Raw genomic sequence first — 12,862 nt, 5'->3', positions numbered from 1 at the left:
TTATTTCGCCTGCTCGAGTTTCGCAGCCTTGTTCGGATCGTACCACCAGTTCTCGGGCGCTCCGGTGCCTTGTGTGTAGCGTGCCGGCTTGGGCGGATGCGCAAATTGATCCCAGTAGGCGATCGGGTGATTGGTGCGAAACCACTGCGGCACCCAATAACGGCCGGCCCGAAACACCCGATCGAGCGCACGGCACGCGATCGTCAGATCGGCACGCGTTTCGGCGCCGATGGCCTTGTCGACCAGCGCGTCAATTGCAGGATTAGCTACTCCCGCCAGATTGTACGAGCCCTTGGTGGCCGCCGCATGCGACGTGAAGTAAGGCCGCAGGCTGTCGCCCGGCGTCGGCGACATGCTGAGGCGCATCGTCGTCATGTCGAAGTCGAACGACTCCACCCGCGCGCGATACTGCACGGCATCGATCAGCCGGATTTCCGCCTCGATCCCGAGCAGTTCCAGGTTCTTGATGAAGGTCGCGTGATGCGGCTTGAACGAGGGCTCGTCGAGCAGAAACTCGATCTTGAAGACCTCGCCGTTCGGCAGCAGGCGCTTGCGGTCCTTCACGACAAGTCCCGCGTCCAGCAGCAACTGCCCGGCCTTGCGCAGCAAGGTGCGGTCCTGGCCGGAGCCATCCGACACCGGTGGCACGAACGGCTCACCGAACACCTCGTCGGGCACTTGCCCGCGGAACGGCTCGAGCAGCTTCAGCTCTTCAGGCGACGGCAGCCCGGTCGCCACCATGTCCGAATTCTGGAACGGCGAAACCGTGCGCGCATAGGCGCCGTACATCACGGTCTTGTTGGTCCATTCGAAATCGAACGCGTTGATGACCGCTTCGCGTACCCTGGGGTCTTTCAGCTTGTCGCGGCGGGTGTTGAAGAACCAGCCCTGTCCACCCGAGGGCAGCTCATCCGGCAGGGTTTCACGCTTGACCCGGCCGTCCTTGACCGCGGGAAAATCGTAACGGGTGGCCCAGATGCGCGCCGTGAATTCCTCGCGGTAGAGATAATTCTTGCCGGTAAAGCCTTCGAACGCGACATCGCGGTCGCGATAGAATTCATAGCGCACGGTGTCGAAATTGTAGCTGCCGCGATTGACGGGCAGATCGGCCGCCCACCAGTCCTTGACGCGGTCGTATTCGACGAAGCGGTTGATCTCGTATTTGCCGACCTTGTACGGTCCCGAGCCGAGCGGGATTTCGGTGGTCGATTCCTCGAATGGCCGCGTCGCGTAATAGGCTTTGGAGAAGATCGGCAGGCCAGCGACATAAAGTGGGACGTCGCGCGCGCGGTTCGGCGCGAACATCACCGCCACCGTCGCATCGTCGAGCGCCTCGGCCTTCACCATGTCGCGCAGCTGGACCACGATCAGCGGGTGGCCTTTTTCCTTCAGCGTATTGAGCGAGAAGGCGACGTCATGCGCCGTCATCTTCGAGCCATCGCGGAAGCGAGCCTCAGGACGCAGGGTGAAGCGGTAGGTGAGCTTGTCGGGCGAGATCCGCACCGACTTCGCCGCAAGGCCATACATCGCGTCGGGCTCATCATTGGCGCGCGCCATCAGCGTATCAAATGTCAGCTCCATGCCTTTGGCGCCTTCGCCCTTGAGGACGAAAGCGTTGAACGAATTGAACGTCTGGAAGGACTGGTTGTAGGCGCGGATCGACGGAATCGTTGAAAACAAGCCGCCCTTCGGCGCATCCGGATTGACGTAGTCGAAATGCTTGAAGTCAGCCGGGTATTTCAGGTCGCCGAAGACCGACATGCCGTGCATTTCGGTGCCGCCATTGTCGGCGGCGGCGGGACGAAACATGCCGGCACTCAGGGCGAAAACGCCGAGGCCAAGCGCCCGGCGGCGAGACAGCAGCGGCCCGCGCATGATTCGGTTCAAGATCGACCACCCGTCTTGGCCGCCTTGGCCGCGTCCCACCACCACAGCGTAGGAAAGCCCGTAACCCCGTATTTGGGCAAAGGCTCCGGACGACTGAAACGGTCCCATCGGGCACCGCGTTGAAATCCGGCGGCGAATTGCGGGACGACGTAAGCGTTCCAGAGCAAGACCCGATCCAGCGCCTTGCAACTCGCGACCAGGTCGGCGCGGTCTTTTGCAAAAATGATGCGCTCGATCAGGGCATCGACCGCCGGATTCTTGATGCCGGGAATATTACGCGAGCCGGGCCGGTCCGCCGATTCCGACCCGAAGAAATCCCGCTGCTCGTTGCCCGGCGACAGCGACTGTGGCCAAACGGTCGTCACGATGTCGAAGTCGAAACTGCGCACGCGATTTTGGTACTGCACGCTGTCGACGGCACGGATGTTCACAGTGATGCCCAGCCGCTCGATGTAGGGCTTGTAGAAAAGGAGACTCCGCTCGTCACCCTGGGCCTGGCTCAGGAACTCGACGCTGACGGGTTGACCTGCCTTGTCGACCAGCTTGCGGTCGCGCGTCTCGAACCCTGCCTCCTTGAGCAGGCGCGCGGCTTCACGAAGATTGTTGCGAGCCGCCTCGTCATTACCACCAACCGGATTCTTGTACGGCGCCGTGAACAGCTCGGCCGGCACCTTGTCGCGCAGCGATTCGAGAATTTTCAGTTCCGCGCCTTCCGGGAGACCAGTGGCCATGAATTCGGGGATACCATCGAAATAGCTGTTATCGCGGTGGTATTCCCCGTTCGAGAGCACCCGGTCCGACGTCTCCCAATCATAGGCAAGATTGAAAGCACGGCGCAACCTGACATCGGAAAATAGCGGCCGGCGAAGGTTGAACGCGTAACCCTGCATCACCCCCGAACTCGAATTGACGAATTTTTCCTTGATGACGCGCTTGTCGCTCACCGCGGGAAAATCGTAAGCGGTCGACCATTGTTTGCCGCTACGCTCGGTAAACCAGTCCAGCTGGTCGCCCTTGAAAGCCTCGCGTCCGACGGTATCGTCGCGAAAGAATTCATACCGGAGCTGGTCGAAATTGTTCTGTCCGACCGATACCGGAACGTCCTTGCCCCAGTAGTCGGGGACGCGCTCCAGCACGACCGATCGGCTCGCGACAAATTCCTTGATGCGATAGGGTCCAGACCCCAGCGGAATTTCCAGCGTGGTGGCGGACACGTCGCGCTTGCGCCCCTGCGGATCGTTTCCTTCCCACCAGTGCTTGGGCAGCACGGGCAATTCGCCGGCAATGCTCGGCAGTTCGCGATTCCCCGGACCATCGAAGGTAAACTTGATCTCGCGGTCGCCGACCTGTTCGGCCTTGACGATATGCTGGTAGTACGCGCTGTACATCGGACTGTTCTTCTTCAGCACCTCGAACGAGTAGACGACATCATCCGGCGTCACGGGTTTGCCGTCGTGCCACCGTGCGGCCGCGCGCAACCGGTAGATGACATAGGAAAAATCGTCGGGGTGGGCGGCAGCCTCCGCGAGCAATCCGTAGGCGGTCGACGGCTCATCAAGGGACTTGGTCATCAGCGTCTGGAAGATCAGCCTGACGCCGTCGGCCAGCGATCCCTTCAGCCCTTCGATGACAATATTAAAGTTGTCGAAGGTGCCGAATTCGAACATGCGGACGACGCCGCCCTTGGGCGCGTCTGGATTGACGTAGTCGTAACGTTTGAAATCGGCGGGGTATTTGATGTCGCCAAAGGTGGAGACGCCGTGGCGCCATTTCAGTCCGTCCGGCGCGGATTGCGCGTGCGCGGTCCCAATCGCGGAAAGACCTGTGTTGAGCCCCAGCGCCGGAGCCATCGCGGCGACCGCGCCGCCTTGCAGGAGATGTCGTCGGGTGATCGCCAAATGCGGAATTCCTGTGCTGCGGGCCGAGGGCATGATCCTAATCGGAAAACCGGTGGCCCCTTTTCCGGATCATGCTCCAGTGAGGACCCAATATAAGGCAAGGGTTCGACAAATTACGTTGCTTTTTCCTCATGTTATCAGCCAACGAAACGCGCCGGTGCGGCGAAAGGTCCCGATAACAACAACGCGATCCAGGATACGCAAACTGCGTATCCGGATATGCAAACGGCCAGGCAATGCCTGGCCGTCATGTCGCCGAAGTCCGTGCAGGACTGTCGAAATGTTATTTCGCCGCCGTCGGCAGCGGCACCGGCTTGTCCGCCAGCGTGGCCAGATAAGCGATCACGTCGGCGCGCTCGCTGTCTTTGGTGATACCGGCAAAGCCCATCGCGGTGCCCGGAATAAAGCCCTTCGGATTGGCGAGGAACTTGTTGAGGTCGTCAAAGGTCCAGGTGCCGCCCTTGCCCTTCATCGCAGCAGAGAAATTGAAACCGCCGCGCCCCTCGCCCTTCTTCTCGTTGATGACGCTGAACAGGTTCGGACCGACCCGGTTGGGGCCGCCCTTTTCGAAGGTGTGGCAGGCCGCGCACTTCTTGGCGGCGCCGAGACCCTTTTCAACCGAGGCGGTCTGCAGCAACTTCTCGATCGGCTCGGACGGCGCCGCGGCTTCCTTGGCCCCGCCCTGCGCCACTTCCTTCACGGCAATCTCGAAGCCCGGCTTTTCCGGCATATGGGGCGCGAAAATCGCGTTGGCGGCAAAGCTCGTCACCAGGACGAGAAGACAGGTGGCGAGAATGGCGCCGAGAATTTTGTTGAGTTCGAAGGAGTCCATAGCGGATCAGGCTCCAGGCCTTAAAGGATCGACTTAAAGGCCGGCAGAACGGCCGCGGTTTAGCCTCAGGAATCAGGCTTTCGCGCCGCACCCTCAGCAGGGTTGAGATATCGGTTTGCCCGGGCTCTGGCAACCCGTATAAACGCCCCGACTTTCCGCCAATCCCCATTATTTCCGGCCTGTTTTCGCTAGCCCGTGACCTCGCGCCCTATGACCGAAACCCGCAACCTGGTGCTGATTCCCGCCCGCATGGCCGCCACAAGGCTGCCCGGCAAGCCGCTGCTGGACATCGGCGGGGTGCCGATGATCGTCCATGTGCTGCGGCGGGCGGAAGCCGCCAACATCGGCCGGGTCGCGGTCGCCACCGACACGGCGGAAATCGCCGCCGCCGTGACATCCCATGGCGGCCTGGCCGTCATGACCCGCCCCGAACACCCTTCCGGCTCGGACCGGATTTACGAGGCGCTGAAAACCCTCGATCCCGAGGGCCAGGTCGAGATCGTGGTCAATCTGCAGGGCGATTTTCCGACCATTTCGACCGACAATATCCGCGACGTGCTGCCGCCGCTTGCCGACCCCGCGGTCGATATCGCAACGCTGGCGGCCGAGATTCACACCGAGGAAGAAGCCAACAATCCGAACGTGGTGAAGGCGGTCGGCTCGCCGATCGCCCCGCGAAGGTTGCGCGCGCTGTATTTTACGCGGGCAACGGCACCTACCGGCGTCGGGCCGCGCTACCATCATATCGGCCTCTATGCCTACCGCCGCGCCGCGCTGGAGCGTTTCGTGGCGCTGCCGCCCTCGCCGCTCGAACAGCAGGAGAAACTCGAGCAGCTCCGCGCGCTGGAAGCCGGCATGCGGATCGACGTCATGATCGTGGACACGGTCCCGCGGGGGGTCGATACCCCGGCCGACCTCGAAACCGCCCGCCAGATCCTGGCCAAAACCTGAACGGCTGATACAAGGCCCCCAGAAAGACGACATGACAAGCAAGCTGAAAATCGCGTTCCAGGGCGAACCTGGTGCCAACTCCCATATCGCCATCGTCGAGGCCTATCCGGACGCCGAGCCGTTGCCGTGCCCGACCTTCGAGGACGCGCTGGCCGCGATCTCCTCGGGCGAGGCGGATCTGGGGATGATCCCGATCGAGAATTCGGTCGCCGGCCGCGTCGCCGACATCCATCATCTGCTGCCGCATTCCGGGCTGTTCATCGTCGGCGAATGGTTCCTGCCGATCCATCACCAGCTGATGGCGCCGCGCGGCGCCAAGCTCGCCGACATCAAGACCGTCGAGAGCCACGTCCACGCGCTCGGCCAGTGCCGCCGCATCATCCGCAAGCTCGGCATCAAGCCGGTCGTTTCGGGCGACACCGCCGGAAGCGCGCGCATCGTCGCCGAACGCGGCGACAAGCATTGCGCCTCGATTGCGTCACGCCTCGCCGCCAATATCTATGGTCTCGACATTCTCGCCGAGGATGTCGAGGACGAGGCCCACAACACCACCCGCTTCGTGGTGCTGGCGCGCGAGGCCAAATGGGCCGAACAGGGATCGGGACCGCTGGTCACGACTTTTGTTTTCCGGGTGCGCAACCTTCCCGCCGCGCTCTACAAGGCGCTCGGCGGTTTCGCCACCAACGGCGTCAACATGACCAAGCTGGAAAGCTACATGGTCGACGGCGAATTCTCCGCCACGCAATTCTACGCCGATGTCGACGGCCATCCCGAGGACCGGGGCCTCGCGTTTGCGCTGGAGGAGTTGAAATTCTTCTCGCGCGAATTCCGCATCGTCGGCGTCTACCCGGCGCAACCGTTCCGCGCCACGTTCAGCGAGATGGTGGATTAGTCCCAACGTTCTCAACGCGTCGGGACCCATACCGCGTGATCTCTCGATGGGGCAGGCTGGCTGACGACTTTCGCAAAACGAGCGTCGGTGGCTATGGGTCCCGGCCTTCGCCGGGACGACAGGCGTTACGCCGCCGCTTTGCTGCTGAGCCCGAACGCATCCGACAGCAAGCTATACGACTTCTTGCGCGCGTCGTGGTCGTAGACCGCCGTGATGATCATCAGTTCGTCCGGCTGGCTTGCCGTGATCATCGGCTGCAGCTTGGCCATCAGCGTTGCCGGGCTGCCGACGAACAGCCGCGAGCGGTTGCGGGTGATCGAGGCCCGTTCGGCGTCCGAATAGGGATAGGCCAGCGCCTCCTCGACGCTTGGCAATGGCAGATACTGGCCGCGGTCGCGGCGCAGGCGATTGAGATCCATCGAGGACGCCAGCTTTTCGGCCTCCGCGTCGGTTTCGGCGGCGACGGCTGCGATCGCCAGAATGCCGTGCGGCGCCGGGCGCCAGCCCGACGGCTTGAAGCGCGCGCGGTAATGCGTCATCGCCTCGATCGCGTCATAGGAGGCGAAGTGATGCGCGAACGCGAAGCCCATGCCGACTTGGGCAGCGAGTTCGGAACTGTAGTCGCTGGAGCCGAGCAGCCAGATCGGCGGCAGCGGCGAGTCGTCCGGCATCGCCACCACATTGTTGTAGGGATGGCCGGCCGGGAAATCGCGCGTCTCCCATAAAATCAGTTCCTGCAACCGTTCCAGGAAATCGTCACCCTCGCGTTTATCGAGCCGGCTGCGCAAGGCGTAAGCCGTGGCGCCGTCGGTGCCCGGCGCGCGGCCGAGACCGAGATCGATGCGGCCGGGGAATAGCGCCTCCAGCATCTTGAAGCGTTCGGCTACCACCAGCGGCGCGTGATTGGGCAGCATCACGCCGCCGGAGCCGACGCGGATGTTTTTCGTCACCGCCGCGATCTGTCCGATCATCAGATCGGGCGCGGGGCTCGCGACCGAGGCGAGGTTGTGATGCTCGGCGAGCCAGTACCTGACATAGCCAAGCCCATCGACATGGCGCGCCAGATCAATGCTGTTGCGCAAGGCCGCAGCGGGTTTGGTGCCGGTGGTGACGACGGAGAGGTCGAGGACTGAAAGCGGGATCATCGCGCTAACCTAGTGCGGCAGGTGGAAGCCACAAAGGCCCGGCCTCGCGCAGATCAGGCCCGCGCTTCCGGTGACGGGGATCGGGATTGGACGCTCTGCCGCGTGGGACACTGTTCCATTTGACAGATCGATATCGATATGGCCCACCACTGCCTGAAGACCTGCCTAAGAACTAGAATTGGACTAAGTGACTGTATTTCGTGATATTTTGTACTGTTTGCCTCGAAGAGCATTCTGCCCATCAACATGCTGCGATGGCCTAACAATTCCCTATTCATGTAACAAGTGGGCAAATTCCCATCCTTGATGGGCTATTGAGACGGCCCCGTTTGGCTTATTTTAGCTGATGGCCGCTAGGCCTGATGCCCGTCCCGCCTGTGGAGCCAGTGAGTGCCATGACCGAAGTTACGTCCGCCGCGTCCAACGGCCACCGTGCGCTGCAATCGCCGAAAATCTCCTTTGAGTTCTTCCCGCCGAAAACCGAGGAGATGGAGCGCTCGCTCTGGGAAACCATCAACCGGCTGGCGCCGCTTGCCCCCAATTTCGTGTCGGTGACCTACGGCGCCGGCGGCTCGACCCGCGAGCGCACCCACTCGACCATCGCCCGCATCCTGAAAGAGACCAATCTGACGCCGGCCGCGCATCTGACCTGCGTCGGCGCCCCGAAGGGCGAGATCGACGACGTGGTCGCGCGCTATCACGAGATCGGCGTCCGCCACATCGTGGCGCTGCGCGGCGACCCCACGACCGGCATCGGCACCGCCTACAACGCGCATCCCGACGGCTATCAAAGCTCGCCCGACCTGATCGCCGGCATCAAGAAGCGCTACCCCGATTTTGAAATCTCGGTCTCTGCCTATCCGGAGAAGCATCCGGAGAGCCCGAACCTCGACGCCGACATCGACACGCTGCAGGCCAAGGTCGACGCCGGAGCGGCGCGCGCCATCACCCAGGTGTTCTTCGATAACGACCTTTATCTGCGTTACCTCGACCGGGTCCGCGCCCGCGGCATCAACATCCCCGTAGTGCCCGGCATCATGCCGATGCATAATTTCAAGCAGGCGCGCAGCTTCGTGACCCGCGCCGGCACCACGGTGCCATCCTGGCTGGCCGACAAGTTCGAAGGGCTCGACGACGACGCCGAGACGCGCAAGCTCGTGGCCGCAACTGTCGCGGCGGGCCAGGTGCAGAAACTGGCAAAGCAGGGCGTCGACACCTTTCACTTCTACACCATGAACCGCGCGGACCTCGTGTTCGCGATCAGCCATTTGCTGGGCATCCGTCCCAATGGCGCACAGAAAGCTGCCTGATCCGATGACCGTACCCGTGTCCCCGAAGCGAACCGCCCTGCTCGCTCAAGCCCGCGAACGCATCCTGGTGCTCGATGGCGCCATGGGCACCATGATCCAGGGCCTGCAATATGACGAGGCGGCGTTCCGCGGCGAGCGCTTCAAGGATTTTCACCGCGACGTCCGCGGCAACAACGATCTGCTGATCCTGACCCAGCCGCAGGCGATCGAGGACATCCACGCCGATTATCTGCGCGCCGGCGCCGACATCGTCGCGACCAACACGTTCTCCTCGACCTCGATCGCGCAAGCCGATTACGACATGTCGGATCTCGCCTACGAACTCAACCGCGACGGCGCGCGGCTCTGCCGCAATGCGGCCGAGCGCGTCACCGCCGAGGACGGCAAGCCGCGTTTCGTCGCCGGCGCCTTGGGCCCGACCAACCGCACCGCCTCGATCTCGCCTGACGTTTCCAACCCCGGCTACCGCGCCGTCACCTTCGACGATCTGCGCAAGTCCTATGGCGAACAGATCAACGGCTTGCTCGACGGCGGCGCCGACCTGTTGCTGGTCGAAACCATTTTCGACACGCTGAACGCCAAGGCGGCGCTCTACGCGATTGCTGAAATCTGCGAGCAACGCGGCATCGACGTGCCCGTGATGATCTCCGGCACGATCACCGATAAATCCGGCCGCCTCCTCTCCGGGCAATTGCCGGAAGCGTTCTGGAATTCGGTCAAGCATGCCAAGCCGGCCACGATTGGCTTCAACTGCGCGCTCGGCGCCGAGGATCTGCGCGCCCATATCGCCGACATCGGCCGCGTCGCGGACACGCTGGTGTGCGCCTATCCCAACGCCGGCCTGCCCAATGAATTCGGCCAGTATGACGAGAGCCCGGAATTCATGGCCGGACTGATCGGCGAGTTCGCAGCTGCCGGCCTCGTCAACATCGTCGGCGGCTGCTGCGGCACCACGCCCGCGCACATCGCGGCGATTGCGGCGGCCGTCGCCCCGCACAAGCCCCGCATCGTTCCCGTGATCGAGCCGCGTCTGCGGTTGTCCGGCCTGGAGCCGTTCGAGCTCACGCCCGCGATCCCGTTTGTTAACGTCGGCGAGCGCACCAACGTCACGGGTTCGGCGAAATTTCGCAAGCTGATCACCGCCGGCGATTACACCGCCGCGCTTCAGGTCGCGCGCGACCAGGTCGAGAACGGCGCCCAGATCATCGACGTCAACATGGACGAGGGCTTGCTGGATTCCGAAGCCGCGATGGTGACGTTCCTCAACCTCGTCGCCGCCGAGCCCGACATCGCCCGCGTCCCCGTCATGGTGGACTCCTCGAAATTCAGCGTGATCGAAGCCGGCCTGAAATGCGTTCAGGGCAAGCCGGTGGTGAACTCGATCTCGATGAAGGAGGGCGTGGAGAAGTTCATCCACGAGGCCCGCATCGCCCAGCGCCACGGCGCCGCCGTGGTCGTGATGGCGTTCGACGAGGTCGGACAGGCGGATACATTTGCGCGCAAGACCGAAATCTGCAAGCGCGCCTATGACATCCTGGTCGACCAGCTCGGCTTCCCGCCCGAAGACATCATCTTCGACCCGAACATCTTCGCGATCGCGACCGGGCTTGAGGAGCACAATAATTACGGCGTCGACTTCATCGAGGCGACGCGCTGGATCCGCCAGAACCTGCCGCATGCCCATATTTCCGGCGGCGTGTCGAACCTGTCGTTCTCGTTCCGCGGCAATGAGCCGGTGCGCGAGGCGATGCATTCGGTGTTCCTGTATCACGCCATCAAGGCCGGCATGGACATGGGCATCGTCAATGCCGGGCAGATGATCGTCTATGACGACATCGACCCCGAGCTGCGCCAGGTGTGCGAAGACGTCATTCTCAACCGCGATCCCGGCGCGTCCGAAAAACTGCTGGCGCTGGCGGAGAAATTCCGCGGCAAGGAGAAGCAGACCAAGGAACAGGATCTGGCGTGGCGCGAATGGCCGGTCGAAAAGCGGCTTTCGCACGCGCTGGTGCATGGGATCACCGAATATATCGAGGAAGACACCGAAGCGGTGCGCAAGACCGTCGAGCGGCCGCTCAACGTGATCGAAGGCCCGCTGATGGACGGCATGAACATCGTCGGCGACCTCTTTGGCGACGGCAAGATGTTCCTGCCGCAGGTGGTGAAGTCCGCCCGCGTGATGAAGCAGGCGGTGGCCTATCTGATGCCGTTCATGGAAGAGGAGAAGGCGCGCAACCTCGCCAATGGCGTCACCAGCAACGGCGGCCGCAACGCCGCCGGCAAGATCGTGCTCGCGACCGTCAAGGGCGACGTCCACGACATCGGCAAGAACATCGTCGGCATCGTGCTGCAATGTAACAATTTCGAGGTGATCGACCTCGGCGTCATGGTGCCGGCGGCCAAGATCATCGAGACCGCCAAGGCCGAGGGCGCGGACATCATCGGACTGTCCGGCCTGATCACGCCCTCGCTGGACGAGATGAGCTTCCTTGCCGGCGAGATGCAGCGGCAGGGCATGAAGATGCCGCTGTTGATCGGCGGCGCCACCACCAGCCGCGTCCACACCGCCGTCAAGATCGACCCGAACTACAAGGGTGGCCCAGTGGTGCATGTCAACGACGCCAGCCGCGCCGTCGGCGTGGCGTCGTCGCTGCTGTCGCCGGACCGCCGCGAGGCCTATGCCGCCGACATCAGGACCGAATACGCGAAAATCTCCGCGGCGCATTTCCGCGCCCAGGGCCGACAAGAAGCGGCTGAAGCTGGCCGACGCCCGCGCCAACGCGATGACTATCGACTTCGCCAAGACGCCGCCGAAAAAGCCGGCATTCTTCGGTATCAAGAGTTTCGACGCCTACGATCTGGCGGAGCTGGCCGAATACATCGACTGGACGCCGTTCTTCCAGACCTGGGAATTGACCGGGCGCTTCCCGGCCATCCTCGACGATCCCAAGATCGGCGAAGTCGCCCGCTCGCTCTATGATGACGCGCGCAAGATGCTCGACCTGATCATCAAGGAGAAGTGGTTCACCGCGCGCGCCACCATCGGCTTCTGGCCGGCCAACGCTGTCGGCGACGACATCAAGGTGTACGCCGACGATACGCGCAAGGCCGAGATCGCGACCTTCCACACGCTGCGCCAGCAGCTGGAGAAGCGCGAAGGCCGCTTCAATTCGGCGCTGTCGGATTTCATCGCGCCGGCATCTTCCGGCGTGCCCGACTATATCGGCGCCTTCGTGGTCACCGCCGGGATCGGCGAGGACGTCGTTGCCGACCGCTTCAAGAACGCCAATGACGACTACTCCTCGATCCTGTGCAAGGCGCTGGCCGATCGTCTGGCCGAAGCCTTCGCCGAGCGGATGCACGCGCGCGTGCGCCGCGAATTCTGGGGGTATGCGCCGGACGAGGCGCTGGCGCCGGATCAGCTGATCCTCGAACAATATGCCGGCATCCGTCCCGCGCCCGGCTATCCCGCGCAGCCTGATCATACCGAGAAGGCGACGCTGTTCCGCCTGCTCGACGCCGAGAACACCGCTGGCGTGAAGCTCACCGAGAGTTATGCGATGTGGCCGGGCTCGTCGGTGTCGGGGCTTTATTTCAGCCACGCCGAGAGTTTTTACTTCGGCGTCGGCAAGATCGAGCGCGACCAGGTCGAGGATTACGCCGCGCGCAAGGGCATGAGCGTCGCCGAAACCGAGCGCTGGCTGGCCCCGGTGCTGAATTATATTCCGTCGCAGGATCAACCGGCGGCACCGGCGCCCGCGCCGATCGCAGCCGTCCCCGCCAACGATGTCGCCTCGCATCCGCCCGGCTGCACCTGCGCGGTGCATCTGGCGTATCGCAAGAAGGCGGTGGGAGCGTAAGGCACATACCGCTGTCATCACCGGGCTTGACCCGGTGATCCATCTTCAAGAGACTCTTGCGAAGGTTGATGGATGCCCGGATCAAGT

General features: G+C 63.0%; 7 protein-coding genes and 1 pseudogene. 4 read left to right on the top strand and 4 right to left on the bottom strand.

Annotated elements, in window-relative coordinates:
• The 3 genes from ABIE49_RS25490 to ABIE49_RS25480 all read right to left on the bottom strand — a co-directional run bounded on the left by ABIE49_RS25490 (nt 1) and on the right by ABIE49_RS25480 (nt 4,617).
• Nucleotides 1-1,875, bottom strand: coding sequence for an extracellular solute-binding protein (locus tag ABIE49_RS25490; RefSeq protein ID WP_192737134.1), 1,875 nt, complete (start codon nt 1,873-1,875; stop codon nt 1-3).
• Nucleotides 1,876-1,883: 8 nt separating this feature from the next.
• Nucleotides 1,884-3,785: an ABC transporter substrate-binding protein gene (locus tag ABIE49_RS25485; protein WP_192737133.1), complete on the bottom strand. Its 1,902-nt coding sequence runs from the start codon at nt 3,783-3,785 to the stop codon at nt 1,884-1,886.
• A 283-nt stretch (nt 3,786-4,068) separates the two neighbouring features.
• Nucleotides 4,069-4,617 carry a c-type cytochrome gene (locus tag ABIE49_RS25480; RefSeq protein WP_192737132.1) on the bottom strand — a complete coding sequence of 183 codons (549 nt, stop codon included), beginning with the start codon at nt 4,615-4,617 and terminating at the stop codon, nt 4,069-4,071.
• A 210-nt stretch (nt 4,618-4,827) separates the two neighbouring features.
• On the opposite strand from ABIE49_RS25480, the gene ABIE49_RS25475 reads away from it, so the two are divergent.
• The gene (locus ABIE49_RS25475; protein ID WP_192737131.1) at nt 4,828-5,568 is read left to right on the top strand and encodes a 3-deoxy-manno-octulosonate cytidylyltransferase; all 741 of its coding nucleotides are present in this window, start codon (nt 4,828-4,830) and stop codon (nt 5,566-5,568) included.
• A gap of 31 nt (nt 5,569-5,599) precedes the next feature.
• On the top strand, nt 5,600-6,460 hold the full coding sequence (locus tag ABIE49_RS25470; protein WP_192737130.1) for a prephenate dehydratase: 861 nt from the start codon (nt 5,600-5,602) through the stop codon (nt 6,458-6,460).
• 125 nt (nt 6,461-6,585) lie between these two features.
• Here ABIE49_RS25470 and ABIE49_RS25465 read toward each other — a convergent pair whose 3' ends face one another.
• The gene (locus ABIE49_RS25465; RefSeq protein WP_192737129.1) at nt 6,586-7,605 is read right to left on the bottom strand and encodes an LLM class flavin-dependent oxidoreductase; all 1,020 of its coding nucleotides are present in this window, start codon (nt 7,603-7,605) and stop codon (nt 6,586-6,588) included.
• A gap of 395 nt (nt 7,606-8,000) precedes the next feature.
• On the opposite strand from ABIE49_RS25465, the gene metF reads away from it, so the two are divergent.
• Both metF and metH read left to right on the top strand, forming a co-directional pair.
• Nucleotides 8,001-8,915: a methylenetetrahydrofolate reductase [NAD(P)H] gene (gene metF, locus ABIE49_RS25460; RefSeq protein ID WP_192737128.1), complete on the top strand. Its 915-nt coding sequence runs from the start codon at nt 8,001-8,003 to the stop codon at nt 8,913-8,915.
• A 4-nt stretch (nt 8,916-8,919) separates the two neighbouring features.
• Nucleotides 8,920-12,775: pseudogene (metH, locus tag ABIE49_RS25455) on the top strand (methionine synthase).
• Nucleotides 12,776-12,862 lie beyond the last annotated feature (87 nt).

The sequence above is a fragment of the Bradyrhizobium sp. OAE829 genome (genome assembly GCF_040546575.1).
Lineage (GTDB): Bacteria > Pseudomonadota > Alphaproteobacteria > Rhizobiales > Xanthobacteraceae > Bradyrhizobium.
Note: the sequence above shows the minus strand (reverse complement) of the source record. Positions and strands in the feature narration are given on the sequence as shown.

Bases quoted from the DNA above. Each gene is read 5' to 3' on its own strand.
- ABIE49_RS25465 (WP_192737129.1), bottom strand. From the start codon at position 7,605: ATGATCCCGCTTTCAGTCCTCGACCTCTCCGTCGTCACCACCGGCACC.
- metF (WP_192737128.1), top strand. From the start codon at position 8,001: ATGACCGAAGTTACGTCCGCCGCGTCCAACGGCCACCGTGCGCTGCAA.
- ABIE49_RS25480 (WP_192737132.1), bottom strand. From the start codon at position 4,617: ATGGACTCCTTCGAACTCAACAAAATTCTCGGCGCCATTCTCGCCACC.
- ABIE49_RS25470 (WP_192737130.1), top strand. From the start codon at position 5,600: ATGACAAGCAAGCTGAAAATCGCGTTCCAGGGCGAACCTGGTGCCAAC.
- ABIE49_RS25475 (WP_192737131.1), top strand. From the start codon at position 4,828: ATGACCGAAACCCGCAACCTGGTGCTGATTCCCGCCCGCATGGCCGCC.
- ABIE49_RS25490 (WP_192737134.1), bottom strand. From the start codon at position 1,875: ATGCGCGGGCCGCTGCTGTCTCGCCGCCGGGCGCTTGGCCTCGGCGTT.